The sequence below is a fragment of the Ruegeria sp. HKCCA6837 genome (assembly GCF_013034475.1).
Classification (GTDB): Bacteria; Pseudomonadota; Alphaproteobacteria; order Rhodobacterales; family Rhodobacteraceae; genus Ruegeria.
This window is the reverse complement of sequence record NZ_WQGD01000004.1, coordinates 1-24244: the sequence shown is the minus strand read 5'-3', so window position 1 is coordinate 24244 and position 24244 is coordinate 1. Positions and strand designations below refer to the sequence as shown.

Genomic DNA, 24244 nt, shown 5'->3' with positions numbered 1-24244 from the left:
GGTCAGGCGCCCAGTGGACGCAGAAGATCACGACTGATGATATGGCGCTGAATCTCACTGGTGCCGTCCCAGATGCGTTCAACGCGCGCATCGCGCCAGAACCGTTCGATCGGGAAGTCGTCCATAAGGCCCATACCACCATAGATTTGCAGCGTCGCATCCGTCACCCGCGCCAGCATTTCCGAGGCGTAAAGCTTAGCCGAGGCAATTTCACGGTTCGATGGCAGGTTCTGATCCAGCCGCCAGGCGGCGGCGAGGGTCAGCCAGTCGGCGGCGTCGATCTCGGTGATCATGTCTGCGATCTGGAAGCCGATGCCCTGAAACTTTCCGATAGGCTGGCCGAACTGCTTGCGCTCGGCCGCATAGTTCAGCGCATAATCAAAGCAGCGCCGCGCGCGCCCAACCGAGAACGCCGCAACCGTCAGGCGGGTTGCGTAGAGCCATTCGTTCATCACGGCAAAACCGCCATCGACTTCGCCCAGAACCTGCGCATCCGGCAGACGGCAATTATCGAAATACAGGATATAGTTCTTGTAGCCCTTGTGGCTGACCGAGTTGTACCCTTCGCGCACTTCAAAGCCCGGGGTGCCGCGATCCACCAGGAAAGTAGTGATGCGCTTTTTGGGGCCCTTGGGGGTCTCGTCCACGCCTGTTGCGATAAAGACGATGAAGAAATCCGCGTGTTCCGCGCCCGAGATGAAGTGTTTCGAACCGTTTACAACCCAGTCACCACCATCGCGCGCCGCCTGACATTTCATACCGCGCACGTCCGACCCGGCATCCGGTTCGGTCATCGCCAAAGCATCCATCTTTTCGCCGCGCACGGCGGGCAGCAGATAGCGTTCGCGTTGCTCTTCGTTGCAGGCCATCAGGATGTTTTGAGGGCGTCCAAAGAAATGCGTCAGTGCCATCGAGCCTCGGCCAAGCTCGCGCTCAACAAGGGTGAAATCCAGATGGGATAAGCCCGCGCCACCGACCTCTTCAGGGAAGTTACAGGCATAAAAACCCAGATCGATGCATTTTTGTTTGATGTCGTTGCCCAGCTCCAGCGGGACCGTACCGCTGCGTTCGACGGCCTCTTCATGCGGGTAGATTTCGTTTTCAACAAAGCTGCGGACGGTCGAAACGATCATCTCTTGTTCTTCGGACAAACCAAACTGCATAGCGCGCACCCCTTGGATCAGTTGTTGACCCAAAGAACGTCATCCTCCAAGTATTCGGCATGCAGACTTAGTCGCATTTCATGCAGGATTCGAAATTTTTGCCACAGCACTACAACATTCTGCTTTTCAATGGGTTCTCGAACCATTGTCTTGCGAACATGGTCGAACCATTGCGGGCGGCGAACAACATGTCACGGCAAACGCTCTATGCATGGAGGTTCTGTTCGCTTGATGGGGCGCCCGTACGCAGTTCCAGCGGCCTAAGCGTAACCCCGGATTGCGCCCTCGAAGGTCAGAGCGGAGATGTTTTGGTGGTTATGCCATCTTACGGCTTTCTGAAACTCGATACCCGGTCGACTGCGCGGGCAATTCTGGCCGCATCCAAACGGCACCAGCAGATCGCAGGATTGGACACCGGAAGTTGGCTTCTGGCACGAGCCGGTTTGCTGGATGAATGCCAAGCGACCATTCATTGGGACGAGCTTTCGCGGTTCGAAGAAAGCTTCCCGGCCGTCGATACCGTGCGGGAGCGATTTGTGATTGATGGCAATCTGCTGACCTGTTCCGGGGCAATGGCGGCGTTCGATTTGGCCTCTGCCCTCATTCAGCGGGATCATGGCCCGCTTTTGTCCATGGAGGTAGCGCACCTGCTGATGGGCCGTAAGGGGCGCGACGCTTATGCTCTTCCGTTGAAATCCAAAGATACACTGGTCAATCGGGTACTGGACGTGATGCAGGCGCATATTGAAACGCCGCTTTCAATCGCTCAGGTTGCACGACGCATTGGATGTTCGCAAAGACGGATCGAGGCTCGCGTCCGGGCGGACCTGAAAACAACGCCGCAAGCATTGTACCGACGTCTACGCCTAACGCTTGCGCGTAATCTGGCGGAGGATACGGAACAGTCCATTGCGGAAATCGCCGGGCGTTGCGGGTATGATAACGCCAGCGCGATGACACGGGCATTCAAGGCGGAATTCGGCCAGACCCCGACCAAATTTCGAAAAATGAACGCCTAATACGCGTTTCAATCTGCCTAGGCAGATCATGTTGGCGAGGCTGCCAATTTCGTCATCGCAAAAACGCACCGTTATCTAGGGCGACGGACGCTGGCCTGACATACTCGTGCTGCGTTCAGCCAAGGGCAACGAAATTTCAAGCCTCCGGTTTCGGCAAGGCTCAGAGCATCGCACGAAGGCCCAACCAGAATGCAATCCAGCATAAACCCACGCTGAGAAGGATATTTCCTGCCGCCATAAAGATAGTGCGCTCGCGGTGCAGTTGCAGAGACTGGTAGGCAAAGCTGGAAAAAGTGGTGAACCCTCCGCAAAAGCCGAACACCAGGCGGCGTTCCTCGTCCGGCAGAACCTGGGGATCGCCCAGATAACCGATCCACAACCCGAGCAGCAAACAACCTGCCACATTCACGATCAGCGTCGACAGCGGTAGTTCGTGCGTGATCATGCGGTTGAGCATGTGCCGTGCGACTGCGCCCAGACCGCCGCCAAGAGCAAATGCTGCGTGTAAATAGAGATCACTCATCCGGGTACTCTCCGGCGTGGTACTTGCGCCCGATCGCCTCACCCAGGATGGCGGCGCCAAGGCCAAAAACAACCTCAAGGGTCAGAGCTGCGACCATATAGGTGACATCTGCTTGGTGCAGCCGGTCGAGCTCGGCCACGAACGAGGAAAAAGTCGACAAACCACCGCAGAAGCCAACCGCGCCCAGGTGGATGACATGGGCATGAACCCTGTGCCGCACCGCATAAAGCCAGCCGATGAACAGACAGGCCGCGATGTTGATTCCGAAGGTCGCAGTCACGAAGGGCACACCGGGTATCTCAAGCGACAGCACTTCGCGCAGCAAGGACCCAAGCGCGCCGCCGACAAAGACGGCGAGGTACATGAGTGTTCGCTGCAAGACCTTGGCCCCCTGATCAGAATCGCGTTCTTCGATCTATTTCCATACAGGCTTGGGGATTAAACGCCAATGATCGACCCGTCGGTGCTTCAGAACCGTTGGGCCGATGCACGCTCCCAATCGCTTGCAAATCCCGCAGGGACACTGTCTGACAGCAACCCACCTTCGGGAAGTCGTTCATAAAGGTCCGCATATGTGAACTCTTTTTCGTCTGTTGAGCGGCGCAGAATATCCGAAGGGTGCAAGTCCGTGACCTTTTCGTAGCCCATTGCACCCAGAATTTCGCGGAAGCTTTCCATCGTGGCATCGTGATAGCGATGCACCCGCTGACGCTTTTGCGGCACATTCACGGCCTTTGCACGTTCCTGATCCTGAGTGGCGATGCCCGTGGGACAGCGGTTGGTATTACAATGCAGCGACTGGATACAGCCCACGGCAAACAGCATCGCGCGGGCCGAATTGCACATATCTGCGCCTAAGGCGAGTTTTTCGATCATGTCATAGCCCGTCGCGACCTTACCCGAACAGATGACGCGCACCTTGTCGCGCACACCGATACCACGCAAGCAATTGTCGACAAAGATCAACCCTTCGTTCAGGGGCATCCCCAGCCTGTTGGAGTATTCCACTGGTGCAGCACCGGTACCACCCTCAGCTCCATCCACGGTAATGAAATCGGGCAAAATCCCGGTATCCAGCATTGCCTTGCAGATACTCATGAATTCGGACCGTTTACCGATGCACAGCTTGAAACCCACTGGCTTACCGTCCGACATCTCACGCAGATGTTGCACAAACTCCATCAGCCCGGCGGGGGTCTCAAAGGCCGCATGTGCAGGAGGTGAGATCACGTCTTTATGGGGTTCAACACCGCGAATTTCAGCGATTTCTTCATCAACCTTAACCGCAGGCAGCACGCCGCCATGAGCGGGTTTTGCGCCCTGGCTAAGCTTGATCTCAATGGCCTTGACCACGTCCTTTTGGGCTTTCTCTGCAAACTTGTCCTTGTCGAACCCACCTTCGGGGGTGCGACAGCCGAAATAGCCGGTACCGATCTGCCAAATGAGATCACCGCCTTCCGCCAGATGATGCGGGCTTATCCCACCTTCACCGGTGTTGTGGGCAAAGCCGCCGTCCTTGGCCCCACCATTCAAAGCCCGGATCGCGGTATGGCTCAACGCTCCGAAGCTCATCGCTGAAACGTTCAGGCGTGACGCATCGTAAGGCTTGGAACATTGCGGGCCGCCCAGCGTGACACGCTTCTCGCTTTCCTCCACCTCTTTCGGCACCAACGAATGATTGGTGCGGTGATAGCCCACCTGCGTGATGTCGTACTGGGTGCCAAACGCCTGTGTATCCTGTTGACCCTTGGCACGGGCATAGACCAGACTGCGCGTAATCCGGTTGAAGGGCCGTCCGCTTTCGTTGGTTTCAACAAAATACTGGCGTATTTCTGGGCTGACGAATTCCAGCATGTAACGAAAATGGCCCAGAACAGGATAGTTATTAAGAACGTTGTGTTTCGTCGTCATCAGGTCATAAGCCCCGATCGCGATATAGGGCAGCACGATCACCAGCAGCCACAGCGCTGGGGTCCAGAACCAGCCAACCAACAAGGTCAGGGGCAGGCCGAAAAAGGCCACCGCGTAGTATATATTGCGTACAATCATGCGTCCGATCTCCGGTTACTAGCTTGGATTGGCACCTGCACTAAAGCTGCGCCTTGAGTTCTTTGACCCAGTTGTCCCACTGCGCGTGGTCGCCCTTGGCCAGAAGGATGCCCTCTTTCAGTTTGGACATGCCAAATCCCCAGGCCATCTTTGTGTCCACATGAGGTGGCATGACCAACTCACCCGGCGTGACCATGGCGTCGATGATGAACGGCTTGGTGCTGGCTTTGGCCTGCGCCACGGCTTCTTTGATGTCAGCGGCATGTTCCACGCGCACGCCATCACCACCGCAGACCTTGGCGTATTCGGCAAAATTCGGGTTCACCAGATCCGTTGCCATAGGGTTCACAGCATAACCCGCGACCTCCATCTCCATCTTAACGAAACCCAGTGTCTGGTTATTGAACACAATCACCTTGATCGGCCAGTCATAGCGCACGGCGGTTACGAAATCCTGCATGGACATACCGAAGCCGCCGTCGCCACAGAAGGTCCAGACCTCACGCGAGGGATCGAGCGCCGCTGCGCCGAGCGCCGAGGGAAAACCCGAGCCCAGAGAGGAATGGTTGAATGATCCCACCATACGCCGCCCACCCTTCATACGGGTCTGCCGCGCCACCCAGACAGTGCATTCACCTATGTCCATCGCAAAAACCGCATCTTCTGCGGCCTGATTGGAAATCTCGCGGGCGAATAACTGCGGGTGCAGCGGTTCGCTGGCACGTTCGAGGCTGGCCTCTTTGTCCTGTTGCGCCAGCCACTTGTTGCAGAGTTTAACCTGGTGATCGGTGAAGTTTCGGTCTTCTTTCTCCGCTATTTGAGGCAGCAGCCGGTCCAGCGTTGCTCCGACATCCCCCAACAAGCCCGATGCGATAGGCGCACGGCGACCCAGATTTTCGACGCTGCGGTCGATCTGCACGATCTTGGCCGTTTCTGGCAGAAACCATTCATAGGGAAAGTCGGTGCCCAGCATCACCAGCACATCGCAATCGCGTACCGCGTGATAGCCACCGGGGTTGCCGATGAGACCAGTCATACCAACCACATTCGGGTCGTCGTAGTCGAAGATATCCTTGCCCTTCAACGTATGCGCAAGCGGAGCATTGAGCTTTTGCGACAATGCCAACACCTGATCTCTGGCCTCGCGGCAACCAACACCGGCAAAAAGCGCCACCTTCTTGCCTGCGTTTATGATCTGCGCAGCACGGGCAATCTCATCTTCGGGTGGGATCAGGGTAGAGGGCTGTTTCAAAAGCGGATGGAACTGGTGCAGGCTGGGCACCTTTTGCTCGGACACATCGATGGGCAGTTCAATCCGCACCACCTCGCGGTTAATGAGCGCACGTTGCACAGCGATCTGGGCAAGACGCGGCATCTGATCCGGCGTGTGGATCACGGCCTGATAGTCGCACACATCGTCAAACGCCTTTTCCAGGTTCACTTCCTGATGATAGCCCGTGCCGCGCTCGCGATGGGCGACTTGGCCAGTGATCGCGACCACGCCCGCGCCCTCGCGTTTGGCGTTGTATAGGCCATTGATCAGATGCAGAGCACCGGGTCCAACCGTGCCGGCACAGATGCCGATACCACCGGTTAGATGCGACTGTGCATAAGCCGCGTAGGCTGCGTTTTCTTCATGCCGCAAACCCTTCCATTCAAAACGGTCGTCCCCGCGCATGGCTTCGAGAAACGGGTTGAGCGCATCGCCAACCACGCCAAAGATCTGGCAACCACCTGCATCCGACAAAATGTCCAGCAGGACCTCACACACGTTTTTCGCCATGACTCTTCTCGTCCCGAGTGAATTCAATGGGATATAGCCAACATCGTGTCTGACTTTAATTCAATAGCCATGCCCTAAAATCAAAGTCGCCTCACCGACTTTTCAAATCACGCAAGGGTCAATTGGATGTGACGGACACAAACACAGTATGATCCTGCAGGCTTATGGATTGCCACAGGTTCCAAGTGTTTTTGACAACAAACCAGCCGAGGCAGGCGAATGCTCTTACTTAGCTGCACATAATCTCAAATAAAACGCGTTGCGGTTCAGGAGTTGAAACCGCAACGCGTGCTTGAAAAGCTATCGCCAGTGTATTGGGTTATTCCCGACCCACAGCTTGACCATCTTCATCGAAAAAATGCAGCTTGCTGGTCGGGAAATGCAAACCGATATGTGCGCCCGGTTTGAGGTCCGTGTCTCCATTCAAACGCACAGTGACGTTTTCTTCAGCACCGACATCGACGATTAGGAACGTATCAGCACCCAGGTATTCGATCACCTCGATCACACCGTCCGTCTGGCCCTCGCCCGCTGCAACCACTTCAATGTGTTCAGGACGAACACCCAATCGGTTGGCTTCGCCGGAAAACGCAAATTGGCCTCCTCTGCCGTGTGCCAGCGTATAACTGCCGCCTTGAGCGGAACAGGTCAACACGTTCATTTTCGGGCTTCCAATGAACTGCGCCACAAACAGATTGGCCGGACGTTCATAGAGCTCGCGGGGCGTACCGACCTGCGCGATCTTGCCGTATTCCAGAACCACGATCCGGTCGGCCAGCGTCATGGCTTCGACCTGATCATGGGTCACATAGATCATCGTGCGCTTGAGGCTTTGGTGCAGCTTGGCGATCTCGTATCGCATCTCAACGCGCAGCGCCGCATCAAGGTTCGAAAGCGGCTCGTCGAACAAAAAGGCCGTCGGGTCGCGCACGATGGATCGGCCGATGGCCACACGCTGGCGCTGCCCGCCTGACAAGTCTTTGGGTCGGCGTTCCAGAAACGGCCCGAGTTTCAGAACCTCAGCCGCTTTGTTGACCTGTTCTGCGATTTCAGCCTTTGGCACCCCGGCCACTTTCAGCGAGAACCCCATATTTTCAGCAACAGTCAGATGCGGATACAGCGCATAAGACTGAAACACCATCGTCAGGCCGCGTTTCGAAGGCGGATGATCGGTGACGTCATTGTCGTTTATCAGAAGCGATCCGCGCGAAATATCCTCAAGCCCGCCGATCATGCGAAGCAGAGTGGATTTTCCGCAGCCCGACGGACCGACAAAGACAATGAACTCGCCTTCTTCAATCTTGAGGTCCACACCTTTGATGACCTGGGCGGACCCAAACCATTTTTCGACGGACTTCAGTTCGATGCTGCCCATTAGCTCCTCCCTGCCCAGTGTAGCCAGACCGCGGCTGTCCAGGTGAAGGCAGTGCCGCCAGCAGCGCTGCCTGTGTTGGGGTCAAAATACTCGGCGAAGCCGTAGGTCGAAATCAGCTTTGCTGTTTTCAGGCGCAGGTCTTCTGCCTGCCGCGTGTGTCCCATATCAGCCAGACCGAACCCAATCATCATGTTCATGATCGCCCAGGTCGGACCACGCCAATAGCGGCGCGAATCAAAATTCGGCATCGACGTATCATAGCTTGGAACCGGATAAGGAACGGTGTCCAACACAGCATTCAAACGCTTAAGCATCTGTTCCGACTCGATGCCTGCGTACCAGCACATATATGAAGCGTTCGAGATGCTGCCGGCCCATTCATCTGTACGAACGTCACGGGAATCGAAACTACCCAGATCCTCATTCCACAAGGATCGCGCACCATTTTCGAGCCTCTCAACATCCGAATGCAACCCTTCGGCGTCGACGCCTAGCTGGTCGCTGATCGCCAGCAGATCCCGCGCAGCGCGCAAGGTCGTGAATGTCATTGTCGGGTCGGCAACCCGAAACGGGTTTTTCTCCAACAGAGCCTGTTGGTTCCATCCGGCCTCTCGGCCAATCTGGACCAGTTTGATGTAACGATCATAGTCAAACTTGGTAGGGCGATCGTCGCTGTTCACATGCGCGATGTCCCTGCGCTGGTATTCCCCCACGTCAGAGGCGTCCATGCGCGCCATGGATTTATCCCAGTCAGGGGCATTGTCGCGACCTGCCTCCCAAGGGTGCGTCGTACAGACAGCGTCCTTTTCATCAAGCCGCCATTTCATGATCCAACGATGCCAGGCCAAAAGCTTTGGAAAGAGGACACGCAGGCGCTGGTCGCCCACCTTTTTGTCCTGCTCCCAAATTTTCCGAACCATCGTTGCTGCGATGGGTGGCTGAATAATACCCGACGACGGGATCGGGCCGTTGCAACCCCATACATCTGGGCCCGGAAAATACCCGTCGTCTTGCTTGTGGAACAGGATATGCGGCACCATGCCGTCCGCCCATTGGCCCGAGAAAAGCGTCTCTACTTCTGTCCAGGCGCGGTCGATGTCGAATTCGGCAAAGCCCACGGCGGCAATCGCGCTGTCCCAGTTCCACTGATAAGGATACAGCCCCTCGGTCGGGATTGTGTAACCCCCGCGATCATTGGCAATCAGGATATTGCGCGCTTCGCGGTTGTGGTTCGTATGTTGATTCATTTCTGTCATCCTTTGACGGACCCCGCAGTCAGGCCTTTGGTCATGAAACGTTCAAGCCCCAGGAACAACGCCATGATCGGCAAAGTGGCGATTACCGCGCCAGCCATGAGATGTTGTCGGGGAATTTCCGAGGAGTTCAGCATCGTGACGCCTCGGGTCAGGGTAAATTTCGACGGATCGTCCAGCAGCATGAAGGCAAGCAAGAACTCATTCCAGGCGATCATAAAGACATAGAGCGAGACCGAGGCCAGCGCAGGCAGGCTGAGCGGCAGGGTGATCTTCCAAATCACGGCCAGACGCGACAGACCATCCATCAGACCAGCCTCTTCCACTTCGGTGGGCAGACCACGGAAATAGCCTTGCAGCATGTAAAGCGCGACGGGGATCGTCGTGACCGGGTAGATCATGACAATGCCGAGGATCGAGTTCCGTAGGCCCGTAAGCGAAAACGCGATATAAATCGGCAGCGCCAGAACGATCATCGGAACCATGTAGATCAGCAGGATCGACCGCGAAAACGCCTTTTGTCCTTTGAACCGGAACCGCGCCACCGCGTAGGCACCGGGGACACTGAACAGCAACGTGATGAATACTGTCAGGACCGAGACGTAGAAGGACGTCCAGAGATAAGTGCCGAAATTGAAGTCGCGGAACAGCTCGGTATAGCTGCGGAACAGTGCAGTGCCCTGGCTCAGATCAACGGAGAAATCCAGCGGGTTCTGCAATAGCGCCTGCTGAGATTTCAGGCTGGTCATCACCATCACATAGAAGGGGATGACGACAATTGCCGTGAAAAAGATGTACCCGAATCCGGTGCAAAAGCGGATCACCGCATCTTCGAATTCATGGCGTGTCAGTTCGGTGAAGGGCAGTTCCTTAAGGATCTCGGCCAATGACAGGTGCATGACAACCGCAACAGCGATGACAGTAGTTAGGCTTGCCTGCAGCGTCGTATCCGGACCAATCAGAACGGGACCCAAACCGCTTAGGCAAGACAAACCCAGCAGCACAGAGATCGCCAAACGCGCCGGAGCATGACGCGCCGGAAACGCAACATAGGTAAGACCTGCCACCGCGCCCCAGATCAGGCTCAACCCCACCTGCGGGCGAAACGCTGCGCCCGTGGCGAAGGACATGGTGACGGAAACGGTGGTTGAAATGATGACCAACCAGAGTGCGCCCAGAACCGGGCCAGTGATGAAACCTTTGCGCATCACAAACCCTCCTCACGGCTGATGAAGCGGAAGAAGACAAAGCTGAAGGCGATCAGGCACAGCAGGATGACCACGGCCACCGCCGCGCCTGCCCCGATGTTTGAGATCGCAAACGCCTGCTCATAGACATTCACAGTCAGTGTTCGGGTACCCGCATTACCACCGGTCAGCAGGAAAATGTCGTCGAACTTGTTGAACGTCCAGATAAAGCGCAGAAGGAACAGTACCGACAGGATGCCCAACAATTGCGGGATGCTCAGCAACCAGAACTTCTGGAAGGGCGACGCTCCATCCATATCAGCGGCTTCATACATGCTGCTATCAATGGATTGCATCCGCGCCAGAATGAACAGGAAAGACAGCGGGAAATAGCGCCAGATTTCGAACACCGTGACCATGATCAGTGCCAGAGGGCGTTCGCCGAAAAAGTTGATCGGCGCACTGGTCAGACCCATCTGGATCAAGAGCGCATTGGCTGAACCCGAAAACGGATCAAACAGCGTGACCCAGGTAAAGGCCACCGCAATGACAGGAGCGACATAGGGAAACAAGTAAAGGCCCCGGATGACCCCCTGCCCTTTGAAGCTCTTGTTCAGCAAAAGCGCTGCAAACAGGCCCATAACCAAGGCGCCAATGGTCCCGAACACCGTGTAAAACAACGTTACCCAAAGCACGCCCCAGAACTCAGCTCCGTCAAAGACGCGAGCATAGTTTTCGAGGCTGAATTCAAAGTTGGTCAGAACGTTCGGTCCACTACCAGTCAAACGCGGTTCTGACGCTTCGACCACGTCTTCAAAGGCATCGGGATCGCCGTCGACGGCAACAGGAATGCGGATACGCTCACGCTGGCCCCCTTCCAGAGTGCCGAAGTCACAAAACAGGTCCTGCCCGTCCAAAACGCAGGGGGCGGCAACGTCCCCCGCAACGACACCGTCGGGCAGAACGTCACTAAGGGTGACGCCGTCGATTGCGATCTCCTGACTGGAGTTGCGCAGACGGTATTCAATCCGCAGATCGTCGCCCGATCCGCGCAGGCTTTCACGCACAACCGGTGCGGGTGGGCGGAGATCGGACAGGGTAAATGGCTTGAAGCTGATCCAGAAGATTGCCAGCAAAGGCAAGATCACCACAAGCGATACGCTGATCACGGTCGGAGCCAGCAGCGTCCAGGCCAGACGCGCCTCGCGTTTGGCTAACGCCCCGGTTCCGGTCGGTGGGGTGGCCGAAGTCATGGGGTACCTCGAAGGGTTAAGTGCAGCGGCGCGCACGCCGCTGCAGATGCCACTTGATTACTGAACCTTCGCCAGTTCTTCGTTCATGGCTGCAACCGCTGCGGCTGCGTCGATCTCGTCATCAATGTACTGACGTACAACACGATTGATGGCCTGAGAGTTGATCATTTTCGACGCCAGCGCCAATTGACCCTCGGCTACGCCCCAACGCTGCGCCACGTCCAGACCACCGACGATCTCATCGATCATCGCCTGTTCATACAACTCACCCAGCGGGGCTTTGCGATCGACACCAACGGGCAGTTCCGCCCAGGCTTCAGAGAACGCAGTCGGGTTATCCGAATTACCACGGCGCACCGGGAACTTACCCTCAGGCGCAATGGCCAGCGTCTGGGTATAGCCGTCATCCATAGCAAACCTTACGAATTCCATTGCCGCGTCGGTGTCCGCATCGTTGGTGATACCGAAATACCGCACATCACCCCAGGCCGCGCCATCGGGGTTCGACGGGCCGGACAGTTTGGTAACGATACCAGTCTTGCTGGCCAGATCGCGAGAGGTCGGGTCATCGTTGATGGTCGGCGGGGCGCTGTCCCGCAGACCGGCCAGTTCATCAAGAATGAAGGGCGACCAGATGATCATCGCGGCTTTACCGTCGAAATACAGCTCACGCGATTGCTTCCAGAAAAGTTCACCCGGAGGCGAGGCTTTGGAAATGGCCTTGTAGAAATCCAAAACCTCGGTGGTCTTGGCCTCATCAAGCGGCTGGAAGCCATCGGGGCCAACCGGGCTGACGCCGTTTGCCAGGAATACGTGCTCCAGCACCTGACTCATGAAGTTCTCGTCAACTTTGGTGGCCGAAACAAAACCATACATTTCTGGCGGGTTATGCAGCGCCTCAAGTGCGGCCTGAATATCTGCAAAACTGTCAGGCGCTTCCAGACCGGCCTCTTCAAAAAGGTCCTTCCGGTACACAACCATTTGCGTCCAGCCGTCCACCGGAACCGAGGCGGTTTCACCATTGAACGCCGCCATGCCCAAAGCACCCGGAGCGAAAGTATCAGCGCCCAGTTCTTCGATCACTTCGGTCGCAGCTTCGGTGTCCAGAATGCCAGCTTCGGCCCACGGCAGGGCGTACTGCAACGGGTGGTAGACCACATCTGGCAAGTCACCTGCGGCAAAGGCTGCGGTTGCGCGGGTGCCCAAATCTGTTTCTGTGACAGGGATCACCTCAACGGTTGTTCCGGTCTCAGCCTTGAACTGGTCGGCCATTTCCTGTTGTTTCGCCAGACGCTCGGGCTGCTCTTCGGTCGTCCAGAAACGGATCGTGTCCGCCTGTACCGACATGGCCGTCAGCGCCAGTGCCAACGAAGAGCCGAGCATCAGCTTGGCTGCTTTTGGTGTAAGTTTCATGGTCGGTTTCCTCCCCGATTGTCTTCCATGGATCGTTTGATTTTTTTCGCCAACTCGTTCGAGGTCAGCAGCGGCGGTCCGTCAGAGTCGCGTTCAATCAGCACCGCCTGACTGAGCTCGCGCAAAGTTGCGGGCTCTTCTCCTCGGGTCTGACGTATCAGCATCGTAGCAAGGCGTTCACCTGCCCGTTTAGAGTCGACGCTGAACGTCGTTAGCCCGGGGCTGGCGTATTGGCATTCCGGGACCCCGTCATATCCAAGAACCGAGACATCGCGCCCGATCTCAAGGCCAAATTCTGCGCAGACAGAGTAGCTTCCCAGTGCCGCTTGGTCTGTCGCAAATACAATCGCGGTCGGCGGGACAGGAAGACGCAATAAAGCGCGCGCTTCAGCGGCCCCTTCTTCGCGGGTGCGGGCCCCTTCGCGTATCAATTCGGGATCAACTGGCAATCCTGCGTCCCTAAGCCCGTCGACATAGCCATCCCGACGCAGGTGGCTGTAGTTGAACTTTGGATCACTGCCGACAAACCCGATACGGCTGTGACCAAAACGGGCCAGACGTTCGACCGCGTCGCTCAAGGCTGTTTCCCCGGAAATATCAAACCACGACGTATCGTCCTGAAACCCGACCTGACCATAGCCAGTCCGCCCGTAAAGGATGAACGGCACCTGCAAGTCCTTCAGGTATCCAACGCGCGCATCATCGACTTCGGTTCGCGGCAGTATAAATCCGTCGGCCTTACGTTCTTCAACCAAACGGCCCAGCATGTTCAGCATATCCTGTTTCGACTTCGCGGTCGAAATTGTCATCGTCCAGTCAGACGCACTGGCAGCTTCACAAGCCCCTGCCAGAAAGTCTTGGAAAAACGGATTGTGCCGATCCGGTTCTTCACTGTTGATGACCATTGCAATGGCACGCACGCGCCCCGTTCGGATGGCCTGAGCGTGGCTGAGCGGGCGATACCCCATCTTGCGCGCCGTCACCTCAACCCGCTTTCGCGTTGATTCTGAGATGTCGGAATACCCATTCAATGCCCGCGACACCGTGCTTTTCGAAAGGCCGAGTTGATCGGCCAGTTCATCAAGCTTCACCCGTCCAGTCGCCGAGGCGCGCCGGGAACGGATTTGTCGCTGTCGCGTGTTGAGATTCGCTGTCATTCCATCATTTTGTGGTTCCGAAACCGGTTTCGGCAACGGAAAAATCTATTTTTGTGCGGTTTGAAAAATTCGGGTTTCATAAGTCGGAATACTGATGCTTCGACTTCAACTCTGTGGTCACCGCACCGATTGGCAGGCTATAGCAATGACAACCTCCATGCACAGTACCGCAAAAAAGCGAATTATATACCTTGCTGAAATTCGGTATTTCCCTAAGCGATGCCGCAAACGAGAGTTGACCGTGTACAAGTTTTTCTGCCATCAACGCACCATGTTCGGTTCCGGGGACTCACCCGGAGGCAATAGGGAATGCAGTGCGGCTTTTTCTTCGCCAATTCTGCAACTGCCCCCGCAACTGTAAGCGGCGAGCGCGGCTGATCGTGCCACTGGGATATGCCCGGGAAGGCCAGCCAAGCGTTTTGACCCGCAAGTCAGGAGACCTGCCGAACATGCGCCCTCAGAAGGGGCGTTGATCGTCGGCGACGGGGTGTGCGCCGAAACTGTTTGCCTATTTGGGCAAATGGTTTCGCATTCCCCTATGTCAAAAACCAATGCGTGCCGGGGAAGGCGCGACTTGAGAAGGGCTTGTTTGTGAAACACTTTTTGTTGGCGGCAACAGCTGCCATTGCATTGCCTGCTATTGCCCAGGCTCATTTCCTGCTGGAATACACCCAAGATACCATGATTGATCGTCCCGGCGACGTTCCGGTCAAGTTGGTCTTCTGGCATCCCTTTGAAGCCGGGCATGTAATGACCCTCGAAAAGCCAGAAGAATTTTATGTGATCCACAACGGCGAAAAGACCGATTTGTTGGGTACGTTGCAAGAAACCACCTTCGAAGGCCCCGAGAACACGGCCAAGGCCTTTTTGGGCTCGGTTCCAGTGAAACGTTCCGGCGATTACGTCGTGGTAACGGTACCTGCGCCTTATTATGAGGAATCTGAGGATATCTATATCCAGCAGATCACCAAGGCGTATCTGAACCGAAACGAGCTGCCCACCGACTGGGACCAGCCGCAAGGTCTGGCCACAGAAATTCTGCCGCTGAACAAGCCCTATAACATCATCGCTGGCTCGACCTTCACGGGACGTGTGCTGAGCGAGGGCAACCCAGTGGCTGGCGTAGAGATTGAAATCGAATACATGGCCGCGGAACCCGACTTGGCCGGAAACGGCGCAAAAAACGCAACTGCTTCCCCATTGCCAGGCGGCGCACTGGTCGCGATTTCGAACGAGAACGGCTATTTCACCTTTGGCGTGCCAAAAGCAGGCTACTGGGGTTTCGCCGCGTTGGGTTCGGGCCCGAAGACCGAACATGAAGGCAAAGAACTAAGTCAGGACGCTGTGATCTGGATCCGCGCCTGGGATCTGGAGTAACCCATATGCATATTGTGGACGGAGCCCTTTCGAACCCTGTTGTGATTGGCGGCGCAATCGCGGCAGCAGGCGGGATCGCCATGGGGCTGAAATCGCTGGACCTAGATCGCATTCCCACTGCGGGGGTGTTGTCAGCCAGCTTTTTTGTCGCCTCACTGATCCATGTTCCGATCGGCCCGTCCTCTGTGCATTTGATCCTGAACGGTCTGGCCGGGCTTTTGCTCGGCTGGGCGGCCTTTCCGGCGCTTTTTGTTGGCTTGCTGCTTCAGGCTGTGTTCTTCGGCTTTGGAGGACTGACAGTGCTTGGGATCAACACAGTCAACATCGCCCTTCCGGCGGTGCTTACATGGATAATCTTCGGTCGTCTGATCGCCAAGGGCACGCCTGTTCAAGGAGCAGTTTGGGGCGGCATAGGCGGCGCTTTCTCAATCGCAGCTACGACGGCTTTTGTCGCAGTATCGCTGGCGCTGTCGGGCGACGAATTCCTGCCGGCTGCGAAGCTTGTGTTATTTGCTCACGTCCCTGTCATGGCCGTCGAAGCGGTTCTGACCGGGTTCGCCATTTTACTGGCTCGTCAGGTTAAACCAGAACTCTTTTACAAAGGCGCATCGGCATGAGGCAACTGCTCGTTGTTATTGCGTTGTCACTGATGCCGCTTCCTGCGCTGGCCCACAAAGTTATCGCAGGGGTCTTTCCTGCAGGCGATGCAATCGAAGGCGAATTGGGCTTTTCAAACGGCGATATGGCGCAAAACCAAAAAGTCATCGTGTACGGGCCCGATGGTGCTGAGTTGGGACGAACACTGACCGATACAGATGGTTTCTTCCTTTACACCCCGACCAACCCGGTAGAACACACGTTCAAAGCAGACTTGGGCGCGGGGCATGTGGCAGAAGTCACCATGCCTGCTGCCGATGTCGCGGCGATAATGGGTGTTGAAGCTGACGTGGTCGAAACTGCCGCAATGATTGCCCCTAAGGAAGGTGGGACGCAGGTGACTGTCGCATCATTGACGAACGAAGAACGCGCCGCAATTGCTCAGGCGGTCCGAGACGAAACCCGCCCGCTGCGACGCGAGATTGCCTCCTATCGTGAACACAACGATCTGCAAACGATCCTGGGTGGCATTGGTTACATCATTGGTTTGTTCGGAATCGGCTTTTACATCGCCGCACGCAAGAAGATGACCTCCTGATGGCCCACGCCCTGGAACCCCAGGCCAAGACATTGGCCGAGACTGGTACGGGTGCATCCTTTGGGGTGATCCAAGGCTTGGATCCTCGGATGCGGATCGTGGTGGCGAGTGTTTTTTCCATTGTCACGGTCTCGCTCAGCACCATTCCAGGGCTGATTGCGGCATTGGCTGTTTCTATCGGAGTGCTGCTGATGTCTCGCCTGCCCATTCGCCGAACGCTCAAACGTATGGCGATGATGGACAGCTTTATCATCTTCATGTTGGTACTTTTGCCATTTACCACGCCCGGGGATGCGATGTTCAACTTATTTGGGTTTCCGGCCAGTTGGCAAGGCCTTTGGAAAGCCACTGAGATTGCGCTGACAGCTAACGCCGTCATATTGTCCCTGATGGTTCTGGTTGGAACGATGGAACCGGTTACGCTTGGCCACGCGTTGTATAAACTGCGCTGTCCCGAAGCACTCGTCCACCTTCTGATGTTTACCATTCGCTACATCGAAGTTTTACGCGAGGAATATATGCGCCTGCGCGCGGCGATGAAGGTCCGTGGGTTTCGACCGGGCACTAATTGGCACACGTATCGCAGCTTTGGCTATCTGGTTGGCATGATGTTGGTCCGCGCCATCGAACGGTCCGAGCGAATCTTAGCAGCGATGAAATGCCGAGGATTCTCTGGACGGCTTCTCTTGCTGCAGGAATTTAACCTGACCCTGCGCGACTACGTGTTTGCGGCGACTCTATGCATAGTGTGCATTGGGCTTCTTTGTCTGGATTTCGCATGACGATCCTCAAGCTGGAAGACATTCATTTCGCCTATCCCGGTCAAGCACCCGTACTGGACGGCGCCTCGCTTACGCTTGAACCAGGGCAACGCCTGTCGATTGCAGGACCTAACGGAGCAGGGAAATCCACCCTGTTTGGAATTGCGCTTGGTTTGCAAAAGCCAACCTCGGGTAGTGTGATCGCCCTTGGAAAAGATCGGCGCACCGAGGCCGATTTTCACGAGGTTCGCCGCGAGATCGGACTGGTGTTTCAAGACCCTGACGATCAGCTGTTTTGCCCCACTGTGGCAGAAGACATCGCGTTTGGGCCTCTCAATCTAGGGCGCAACAAGGACGATGCTCTCGCCATCGTCGACAGAGTTCTCTCTGATCTAGACTTGATGCACTTGCGTGATCGCATAACACATAAATTGTCGGGGGGCGAAAAGCGTCTTGTGACCCTTGCCACCGTATTGGCGATGGAACCCCGGGCACTGTTATTGGACGAACCGACCAATGCGCTCGATACCCAGAACGAAGCCCGCCTGCTAGAGATACTACAGGGTTTGCCACAGGCCATTTTACTGGTCAGCCATGCGCCATCTTTCCGTCAGGCATTGGCCCCGGGCACGCTTGAATTGAGAAACGGTAGACTTGTCGCCGCGGGATTTTGAACTGCTGTGCTTTGCCGACGATTGGTCAACACATTGGCTCCCTGCCCCTCATCAGGCGAAACGGTATAGGGAAAAGACCTCTAAGCCCGCGCAGTAGTGCTCATGGATGTCGTTTCAGCTTCGATAGCGCTGTCCAGTGCTTTGCGGAACAGTTTTGCGCCCTTATCCAGACCAAGATCAATATAGGGAGTCTTGGCGTGCTTCATACCCAGATGCACTTGCTCCAACACCCCTTTGTCTTCGAGAAACGCCATCCGCACGCGTCATTCATGAACTTTGAAACCTCTGCGTTATCGGGATCAGTGTTTCAGCACTGAAACCAGAAATACCGAGTTCGGTCCTCGTCAATCGGCGTCATGAAATTGTACGAGATATTGACTTAGATCTTGTCGACTGGGGGTTTGCGGTAGCCACCGGTTCCAACAGGCGTGTAAACGGATCTGTTCAGCGCGATGGCAGGCAGGCACAACTCGTAATGCTGAAGCCGGTCGCAATCGCTCGGAAACGCCACGGGGGTGCCATTTTTCTACCGGAAGAAACCGATGTTCTTAGCCAGAAACGTTTCGGCCTTCAGCACGCGCCCTATATTTTTTCTCAAGGCCGCAACTTACCAGCAATTTCTCAGAAACATCGATTGCCCTCCAATCCATCATTTGGCTTGCTAAAGTTTGGGCGCCTGAACGCCGCCATGCCACGTCAGAATAGTAATGGGTTATATAAGCCTGACTAATTTCAAACTGAAGCCGGCGGAGGGATGGCAGGTTGCGCAGCAACCTCGGAATGAATCCAGGTCAGGAATTCGGCAACCTTTTCGCTGCCCTTGGTTTCGTGCGGTCGGACCAGCCAATAAGACAACGGCGATTGGGTCATTTCCGCAAAGGGTCGGACCAAACGCCCGTCTGCCATCATGTCAATGACCAAAGGCTCGCGCCCCAGTGCCACACCTAATCCTTCAATCGCCGCCTGAACAACCATGTTTGACTGCCCCAGTCGCCGTGTCCGCAGCGCGGCTGGCAAGGTCAGGCCACAGCGCCGCGCCCAGAATTCCCATGTGGGGCTCGCCGCTCTGTGATGTAGATTCTCGTCCACCAACATCGTGTGACGTGCGAGGTCATCGACCTTGCGAAGGTCCGGCAACAACGACGGCGCGCAAACCGGAAACAGCTGCTCTGTCATAAGTAAATCGACCTGACAGCCCGGAAAATCGCCCAAGCCATAGCGAATTCCGATATCCGCATCCGCACCAGAAAACGGGAATTGTCCGGTATCGGTTGCTATCGATATCGACAGGTTCGGGTGGGCCATGTCAAAGCGTAAAAGTCGTGGAAACAACCAGTTGAACGCAAAACCCGGCAGACATGAGATAACGATTGTCCGATCCGAGCGTGTTTTATCCCTGAGTTGTGCGCATACATCCGAGATGCGCCCCAGTCCTTCCGAAATCGCAAGGGCCAACAACTCTCCTTCACGGGTTGGGCGCGACTGACGTGCGCCCCGCACCAAAAGCTCGCGCCCCAACCATTCCTCAAGGCTGCGCACATGCTGACTGACAGCGCTCTGGCTGACGCCCAATTCGGTAGCAGCGGGTGAAAACCCCGAATGTCGGACGACGGCCTCGAACGCTCTTAGTGCGGAATAGGGCAAGTTCAAGATCATATTAGTAACTCTAATGTCACTCATTAATACTTTCAAATAGATTGGCTGCAAGCCCCTGGCGTAACCTTGACCAATTCGATCCTATGGGAGACGCGAATGTCGGACATCACGCCGGAACGTGGCGCGCAAAACCTGTTGGCAAACTGTGCCCATGCAACGGCCGGAGACCGGCTGCTGATCGTCTACGAACCGCCAGAGTACGGGTATTTCGACGCGGACAGTGTCGAAATCGTCTCGCGTGTTGCCAAGTCCATGGGCCTGTCCGTCGAAACGGTTGATGTGGGGTTCAACCCTGACACTCCGCATCTGCCTGTGGACTTGCTTAAAAGGTTCGAAACCGCCGATGTTATCCTGTTTCTGGCCCGCCTCGGAGATCAGCTACGGTTTTCGCAAATGCCCAAGGGCAAAAAGATCATCGTCAGCTTTGCCCTCAGCCGCGAACAATTCGGGTCGGGGTTTTCGAACGGGCACCACGACGCCTTCATGGAACTCAAGGCCGAGATCAACTCTGTACTAAATACCGCGCAGGAAGTGCGTTTCACGTGCCCCCTTGGCACGGATGTGCGGGGGCGGCCTGAAATGAACCTGGACCCTTCGGGTGATACCTCCATCCTGCGCTTCCCGATGTCGGTTTTCACGCCTGTCCCTGCACACAGCTTCTCTGGCCAAGTGGCCCTGACCTTCCTGACAGGGACCGGATCAAAATACTATGAATGTTACACTACCGAATTCACTCATCCCGTTCTTGCGCGCCTAGATCAAGGCCGCCTGACCGGGTTCGAGGGGCATCCTTCAGATGTAGCGCGGGCAGAGACTCATTATGATCGGGTGGCCGAACAGTTCGAAATTGACCGGAACTTTGTGCATTCCTGGCATGCTGGCATTCATCCCGGATGCGGCTACCCCTGGGACATGCGTGAGAACTATGAACGGTGGGGCGGGGCGGCATTCGGCAATCCGCGCATCTTGCATTTCCACACTTGTGGTGCTTACGCTCCCGGTGAAATCAGCTGGAACGTGATCGACCCGACCATTGTCATCGACGGCACAACCTATTGGCAGAGCGGGCGTTTTTACGCCGATCGTCTGCCGCGCGGTTCAGAGATACTAAGCCGCTATCCTTGCGCCGCAGGGCTATTTGCCCATCCCGACACAGATATCGGGTTGCGCAAAACAGGTTAATCATACTGACACTATTGCTCGCGCTCTACATTGGTTTACCAAGATACAGAATTCGCCAGACAAACGTGGCGTGACACCAACGATCGCTCAAAACCTGGGCTATGAATACAAGGAAGGAACCAAATTTGTCTGCCTGGATCAGGATGATATCTGATGAAGAGGCCGATGCGCCGCTTAAGACCGTTCTGGACCTTGCGCGAACGCCGCATGGAACGGTGGACAACGTTATGCGTGTGCATTCCCTGCGCCCCAACACCATGAAAGGGCATGTGGTTTTGTATCGCGCCTGCTTGCACGATGACAGCAACACGATCCCAATGTGGTTTCAGGAAGTGATCAGTTCTTATGTTTCAACGTTGAACACGTGCCCGTATTCCTACGCAAATCACTGGGCCAACGCGCGGCATCTGATCGGGGATGACGCGCGGGCGGACAAGATCGAGGCCGCGCTCAAGGCGCAACGACCGCAGGATGCGTTCGACGGCAAACATCTGGAGGCCTTGATCTACGCCGAAAAGCTCACTGTGTCGCCTGGCACTATGGTTGAACCCGACGTCACCGCACTGAGACACGCAGGTTGGGACGACGGCGAGATTCTCGAAATCAACCAGATCGTCGGCTATTTCAATTATGTCAATCGATTGCTCAACGGATTGGGCGTCACAACGGATGGCGATGTCGTAGGGTACTATGCCAGCGAATGACCTGAGCGCGACGCGTGCTGGTTTCATTGTCAATCGACAACCTTCCTGATTTCGCCGAAGACCTTGAGTGAGGCGCTCTTGGTTCAACCTTTTACGCCACGGAAACTGGCAAACGCTTAGAGAAGAAGACTTCAGTTTTCACGCGTTTTGCCAATGGCGGGATTAGCCAGCCAGACCAAAGCGCATACGCTCGGTTTGATCTGGCCAACTTGCTCTGATGTCCTGACTCCAAGCCAACGGAAGAAACGCACCTCAGGATAATTGTCGTCCTTGGCGATCAGTTGACCCCCCAGATCGCCGCGCTGCGTCGGGGCATCGCCGCGCGTAATACCGTTCTTGTTTGCCGTAACACGGCACAACGCGCTGGAGCACTTTGTGCAGACGGCCTTACCGCATTTCAGTGACTATCAGGACGCGATGTAGACGGGTGAACCGTTTCTTTATCATTCGGTCCTAGCTCAGTATCTGAACGCCGGGCTGCTGTATCCACTGGAAATCTGCCGACGGGTTAAACGCGCCGATTATGACGGTCATGCCCCGCTGAACGCGGTTGAAGGGTATATCCGTCAGATCATCGGCTAGCGCGAATTTGTGCGTGGGATCTACCGGATGCGGATGCCCGGTTACACGCAATAGAATTTCTTGAATAAATCCCGCCCCCTGCCCGGTTTCCACTGGACCGGCGATACTGACATGGCTTGCATGAAACAGGCGATATCGCAGACACGCGATGACGCCATTCATCGCTGATGGTCACAGGCAACTTCGCTCTAATGGCAGGAATTGACCCGGTACAAGCGCATAATTGGTATTTGGCCGTCTATGCCGAAGCCTATGAATGGGTCGAAGCCTCCAATGTCATTAGCTTGAGTCAGTTTGCCGACTGAGGATTGCTGGGATCGAAACCCTATGCGGCCAGCAGCAATTACTTCAACAAAATGTCGAATAATAGCGACACGTGCCGATATGATGTGAAGCAAAACAACCGGCCCGCAAGCTAGCCCATTCAATCCGCTGTATTGGGATTTTCTGGGGCGCAACGTAGAAAAACTGCGCGGCAATCCTCGCCTCAGCCAAGCCTAAAGAACGTGGGACCGGATGAGCCAAAAGATAAAATCAGGGCTATCTTGAAAGCGCGGCGAGGGTGTTGGACAACCTATAGCTCATCGGTGGGCATACCACAGCAGCGCGACAACTATGGCTAAAATCAACGAAAGAGGCGGCAGCAGAAAACCTCGGAAAAGGTGTGCCATTGGTCAAAACTGCTGTCCAAATTCTTGACGTAATTGTCCAACATGAAACGCCGCGACAGGGCAGTAATAATACAGCTTGTTGAAAACGGCCAAGTCATCGGGACAGCTACCCTTGATCCGGCCACAGCACCGTTCGCCCGTACCTCTAGATCGCGGGAAACCCGCAACTGCTAATTCAAGCAGACATGTGTCCAAGAAACCGTCCGTTCCGAACCTGTTCCGGGCGTAATTTGTAACGTTTAATAAAGGCCCGAGACATTGCCGTTCGGGACGAAAAACCAGTTGCAGATGCGACCTCAACAAGTGGCATGTCAGTATACTTCAAAAGACTGTTGGACCTCTCAAGGCGGAGTTCCTTATATGTGTCCAAAAGCGTCATGCCCGTTTTACACAAGAATCGTCGTTGAAGCTGCCGGATGGACGTCCCGACCAGTTCAGAAAGCTCAGAAATCCTGAGCGGGTCTTCGATGTTATCCAGCATTGTGTCCACGGCAAGGCTCACAAGCCTGTCTCCATTGGACTTTCGAATGAGGCGATTTGCGACCTGGCTTTCAGTTGCACCCTTGGGTTCGGCCAGCCCGACATACCGCCGCAACGTGTCTGCCAAATGCTCACCATGATCCATTGACACAAACTCGGCCAGCAGACGTAGGGCGCTGATCCGAGTGTTTGCGCTGTGCGTGCGCCCATCTGGGGGAAAATGGATCGAAGTTCCGCTGTTTCCAATCCCCAGTTCCAGCGCTGCGGCTTCGAAACCCGAATGCACGGCTGCTGTGCTTCTGTCAGCACTTCCGAGTTGCGCCAGCAGCATCACCGCTCCCCCTACAAGAACAGACCTGGGGGACAAGTTCAGCACCTGATTCACCCAGGACCTTTCAGCTGCAGTGGGGCACCAGGCGCGTTCAAAATCCCCCCAAAAAATCGCGGTACGTCCGGCCCAATACAGCGGACCTCCTACTGGCTCTTTAGCAAGGACACGTAAATTCACTACATAGGTGTGTTTATCCACCAACGTGTTCAGCGCCCTGTAAAACTCCATAATCAGTTCAGCAGAGGCTTTGTCAGAGTTTCGGTACAAAACGACATCGATGAATTGTAACCGATCTGACACCGGGGCAGAGCCTTTGGCAGCATTCTCGTGATCCTTCGTGACAACGTAGTGTTTCATTGGATGTACCAACCTTGGTTTGGTCAGTGCCAAATTGTTTCGGAAGTTTCCGATTGGCGAAAACCCCGCCTATGTTTTGGCGGGGTTTTGTTATGGGTT

Annotated in this window: 23 protein-coding genes and 1 riboswitch; of the genes, 8 read left to right on the top strand and 15 right to left on the bottom strand. The window is 55.6% G+C overall.

Annotation, left to right across the window (positions count from 1 at the left end; genetic code table 11):
* Positions 1-2 precede the first annotated feature (2 nt).
* On the bottom strand, positions 3-1163 hold the full coding sequence (locus GOV91_RS07760; RefSeq protein WP_171235066.1) for an acyl-CoA dehydrogenase family protein: 1161 nt from the start codon (positions 1161-1163) through the stop codon (positions 3-5).
* Positions 1164-1243: 80 nt separating this feature from the next.
* Between GOV91_RS07760 and GOV91_RS07755 the strand changes: the two genes are divergently transcribed.
* On the top strand, positions 1244-2182 hold the full coding sequence (locus tag GOV91_RS07755) for a GlxA family transcriptional regulator (RefSeq protein WP_171235065.1): 939 nt from the start codon (positions 1244-1246) through the stop codon (positions 2180-2182).
* Positions 2183-2342: 160 nt separating this feature from the next.
* On the opposite strand, the gene crcB is transcribed toward GOV91_RS07755, so the two are convergent.
* From crcB to GOV91_RS07705, 10 genes are all read right to left on the bottom strand, one after another.
* Complete coding sequence (gene crcB, locus GOV91_RS07750) at positions 2343-2705, bottom strand: fluoride efflux transporter CrcB (RefSeq protein WP_171235064.1); 363 nt, start codon at positions 2703-2705, stop codon at positions 2343-2345.
* Complete coding sequence (locus tag GOV91_RS07745) at positions 2698-3084, bottom strand: CrcB family protein (protein ID WP_254440615.1); 387 nt, start codon at positions 3082-3084, stop codon at positions 2698-2700. Before GOV91_RS07745 ends, crcB begins: the two co-directional genes overlap by 8 nt.
* Before the next feature lie 89 nt (positions 3085-3173).
* Positions 3174-4754 carry an FMN-binding glutamate synthase family protein gene (locus tag GOV91_RS07740; protein ID WP_171235063.1) on the bottom strand — a complete coding sequence of 527 codons (1581 nt, stop codon included), beginning with the start codon at positions 4752-4754 and terminating at the stop codon, positions 3174-3176.
* 40 nt (positions 4755-4794) lie between these two features.
* A complete protein-coding gene (locus tag GOV91_RS07735) occupies positions 4795-6537 on the bottom strand; it encodes a thiamine pyrophosphate-dependent enzyme (RefSeq protein ID WP_171235062.1) in 1743 nt (580 codons plus the stop codon).
* A gap of 319 nt (positions 6538-6856) precedes the next feature.
* Positions 6857-7912, bottom strand: coding sequence for an ABC transporter ATP-binding protein (locus tag GOV91_RS07730; RefSeq protein WP_171177238.1), 1056 nt, complete (start codon positions 7910-7912; stop codon positions 6857-6859).
* Positions 7912-9159, bottom strand: coding sequence for a hypothetical protein (locus GOV91_RS07725; protein WP_371732284.1), 1248 nt, complete (start codon positions 9157-9159; stop codon positions 7912-7914). The genes GOV91_RS07730 and GOV91_RS07725 overlap by 1 nt, the downstream gene beginning before the upstream one ends.
* Before the next feature lie 5 nt (positions 9160-9164).
* The gene (locus tag GOV91_RS07720) at positions 9165-10373 is read right to left on the bottom strand and encodes a carbohydrate ABC transporter permease (protein ID WP_171177242.1); all 1209 of its coding nucleotides are present in this window, start codon (positions 10371-10373) and stop codon (positions 9165-9167) included.
* Positions 10373-11605 carry a carbohydrate ABC transporter permease gene (locus tag GOV91_RS07715; RefSeq protein ID WP_171177243.1) on the bottom strand — a complete coding sequence of 411 codons (1233 nt, stop codon included), beginning with the start codon at positions 11603-11605 and terminating at the stop codon, positions 10373-10375. Before GOV91_RS07715 ends, GOV91_RS07720 begins: the two co-directional genes overlap by 1 nt.
* Positions 11606-11662: 57 nt before the next feature.
* Positions 11663-13018, bottom strand: coding sequence for an ABC transporter substrate-binding protein (locus GOV91_RS07710; protein WP_171235060.1), 1356 nt, complete (start codon positions 13016-13018; stop codon positions 11663-11665).
* Positions 13015-14175, bottom strand: coding sequence for a LacI family DNA-binding transcriptional regulator (locus GOV91_RS07705; protein ID WP_171235059.1), 1161 nt, complete (start codon positions 14173-14175; stop codon positions 13015-13017). Before GOV91_RS07705 ends, GOV91_RS07710 begins: the two co-directional genes overlap by 4 nt.
* Before the next feature lie 259 nt (positions 14176-14434).
* Positions 14435-14638, top strand: a riboswitch (cobalamin riboswitch).
* A 128-nt stretch (positions 14639-14766) separates the two neighbouring features.
* Here GOV91_RS07705 and GOV91_RS07700 point away from each other — a divergent pair.
* From GOV91_RS07700 to GOV91_RS07680, 5 genes are read left to right on the top strand one after another with little or no spacing between them, the layout of a single operon-like run.
* Positions 14767-15552, top strand: a complete 786-nt coding sequence (locus GOV91_RS07700; protein WP_171235058.1) for a DUF4198 domain-containing protein — start codon at positions 14767-14769, stop codon at positions 15550-15552.
* A gap of 5 nt (positions 15553-15557) precedes the next feature.
* Entirely contained in the window at positions 15558-16169 is a 612-nt protein-coding gene (gene cbiM, locus GOV91_RS07695) for a cobalt transporter CbiM (protein WP_171235057.1), read from the top strand.
* Positions 16166-16747 (top strand): cobalt ABC transporter permease, encoded by a 582-nt coding sequence (locus GOV91_RS07690; protein ID WP_171177255.1) that lies wholly within the window; start codon positions 16166-16168, stop codon positions 16745-16747. Before cbiM ends, GOV91_RS07690 begins: the two co-directional genes overlap by 4 nt.
* The gene (gene cbiQ, locus GOV91_RS07685; RefSeq protein WP_171235056.1) at positions 16747-17529 is read left to right on the top strand and encodes a cobalt ECF transporter T component CbiQ; all 783 of its coding nucleotides are present in this window, start codon (positions 16747-16749) and stop codon (positions 17527-17529) included. Before GOV91_RS07690 ends, cbiQ begins: the two co-directional genes overlap by 1 nt.
* Positions 17526-18182, top strand: coding sequence for an energy-coupling factor ABC transporter ATP-binding protein (locus GOV91_RS07680; protein ID WP_171235055.1), 657 nt, complete (start codon positions 17526-17528; stop codon positions 18180-18182). The genes cbiQ and GOV91_RS07680 overlap by 4 nt, the downstream gene beginning before the upstream one ends.
* An 80-nt stretch (positions 18183-18262) precedes the next feature.
* On the opposite strand, the gene GOV91_RS22530 is transcribed toward GOV91_RS07680, so the two are convergent.
* Both GOV91_RS22530 and GOV91_RS07670 read right to left on the bottom strand, forming a co-directional pair.
* Positions 18263-18436, bottom strand: coding sequence for a hypothetical protein (locus GOV91_RS22530; protein WP_174836617.1), 174 nt, complete (start codon positions 18434-18436; stop codon positions 18263-18265).
* A 478-nt stretch (positions 18437-18914) separates the two neighbouring features.
* Positions 18915-19838 (bottom strand): LysR substrate-binding domain-containing protein, encoded by a 924-nt coding sequence (locus tag GOV91_RS07670; RefSeq protein WP_171235054.1) that lies wholly within the window; start codon positions 19836-19838, stop codon positions 18915-18917.
* Positions 19839-19934: 96 nt separating this feature from the next.
* On the opposite strand from GOV91_RS07670, the gene GOV91_RS07665 reads away from it, so the two are divergent.
* Positions 19935-21020 (top strand): hypothetical protein, encoded by a 1086-nt coding sequence (locus tag GOV91_RS07665; RefSeq protein ID WP_171235053.1) that lies wholly within the window; start codon positions 19935-19937, stop codon positions 21018-21020.
* A gap of 125 nt (positions 21021-21145) precedes the next feature.
* The gene (locus GOV91_RS07660; protein WP_171235052.1) at positions 21146-21724 is read left to right on the top strand and encodes a carboxymuconolactone decarboxylase family protein; all 579 of its coding nucleotides are present in this window, start codon (positions 21146-21148) and stop codon (positions 21722-21724) included.
* Positions 21725-22177: 453 nt separating this feature from the next.
* On the opposite strand, the gene GOV91_RS22525 is transcribed toward GOV91_RS07660, so the two are convergent.
* Together GOV91_RS22525 and GOV91_RS07650 are read right to left on the bottom strand one after the other, a co-directional pair.
* Positions 22178-22468 carry a hypothetical protein gene (locus tag GOV91_RS22525; protein WP_174836615.1) on the bottom strand — a complete coding sequence of 97 codons (291 nt, stop codon included), beginning with the start codon at positions 22466-22468 and terminating at the stop codon, positions 22178-22180.
* Positions 22469-23152: 684 nt separating this feature from the next.
* Positions 23153-24145 carry a helix-turn-helix domain-containing protein gene (locus tag GOV91_RS07650; protein WP_171235051.1) on the bottom strand — a complete coding sequence of 331 codons (993 nt, stop codon included), beginning with the start codon at positions 24143-24145 and terminating at the stop codon, positions 23153-23155.
* Positions 24146-24244 lie beyond the last annotated feature (99 nt).

Excerpts from the sequence above, each read along its gene's own strand:
- GOV91_RS07735 (WP_171235062.1), bottom strand. The coding sequence starts at position 6,537 with ATGGCGAAAAACGTGTGTGAGGTCCTGCTGGACATTTTGTCGGATGCA.
- GOV91_RS07710 (WP_171235060.1), bottom strand. The coding sequence starts at position 13,018 with ATGAAACTTACACCAAAAGCAGCCAAGCTGATGCTCGGCTCTTCGTTG.
- crcB (WP_171235064.1), bottom strand. The coding sequence starts at position 2,705 with ATGAGTGATCTCTATTTACACGCAGCATTTGCTCTTGGCGGCGGTCTG.
- GOV91_RS07720 (WP_171177242.1), bottom strand. The coding sequence starts at position 10,373 with ATGCGCAAAGGTTTCATCACTGGCCCGGTTCTGGGCGCACTCTGGTTG.
- GOV91_RS07665 (WP_171235053.1), top strand. The coding sequence starts at position 19,935 with ATGTCGGACATCACGCCGGAACGTGGCGCGCAAAACCTGTTGGCAAAC.
- GOV91_RS07680 (WP_171235055.1), top strand. The coding sequence starts at position 17,526 with ATGACGATCCTCAAGCTGGAAGACATTCATTTCGCCTATCCCGGTCAA.
- GOV91_RS22530 (WP_174836617.1), bottom strand. The coding sequence starts at position 18,436 with ATGGCGTTTCTCGAAGACAAAGGGGTGTTGGAGCAAGTGCATCTGGGT.
- cbiM (WP_171235057.1), top strand. The coding sequence starts at position 15,558 with ATGCATATTGTGGACGGAGCCCTTTCGAACCCTGTTGTGATTGGCGGC.
- GOV91_RS22525 (WP_174836615.1), bottom strand. The coding sequence starts at position 22,468 with ATGAATGGCGTCATCGCGTGTCTGCGATATCGCCTGTTTCATGCAAGC.
- GOV91_RS07705 (WP_171235059.1), bottom strand. The coding sequence starts at position 14,175 with ATGACAGCGAATCTCAACACGCGACAGCGACAAATCCGTTCCCGGCGC.
- GOV91_RS07730 (WP_171177238.1), bottom strand. The coding sequence starts at position 7,912 with ATGGGCAGCATCGAACTGAAGTCCGTCGAAAAATGGTTTGGGTCCGCC.
- GOV91_RS07725 (WP_371732284.1), bottom strand. The coding sequence starts at position 9,159 with ATGAATCAACATACGAACCACAACCGCGAAGCGCGCAATATCCTGATT.
- GOV91_RS07690 (WP_171177255.1), top strand. The coding sequence starts at position 16,166 with ATGAGGCAACTGCTCGTTGTTATTGCGTTGTCACTGATGCCGCTTCCT.
- GOV91_RS07755 (WP_171235065.1), top strand. The coding sequence starts at position 1,244 with ATGCAGGATTCGAAATTTTTGCCACAGCACTACAACATTCTGCTTTTC.
- GOV91_RS07670 (WP_171235054.1), bottom strand. The coding sequence starts at position 19,838 with ATGATCTTGAACTTGCCCTATTCCGCACTAAGAGCGTTCGAGGCCGTC.
- cbiQ (WP_171235056.1), top strand. The coding sequence starts at position 16,747 with ATGGCCCACGCCCTGGAACCCCAGGCCAAGACATTGGCCGAGACTGGT.
- GOV91_RS07760 (WP_171235066.1), bottom strand. The coding sequence starts at position 1,163 with ATGCAGTTTGGTTTGTCCGAAGAACAAGAGATGATCGTTTCGACCGTC.
- GOV91_RS07650 (WP_171235051.1), bottom strand. The coding sequence starts at position 24,145 with ATGAAACACTACGTTGTCACGAAGGATCACGAGAATGCTGCCAAAGGC.
- GOV91_RS07715 (WP_171177243.1), bottom strand. The coding sequence starts at position 11,605 with ATGACTTCGGCCACCCCACCGACCGGAACCGGGGCGTTAGCCAAACGC.
- GOV91_RS07740 (WP_171235063.1), bottom strand. The coding sequence starts at position 4,754 with ATGATTGTACGCAATATATACTACGCGGTGGCCTTTTTCGGCCTGCCC.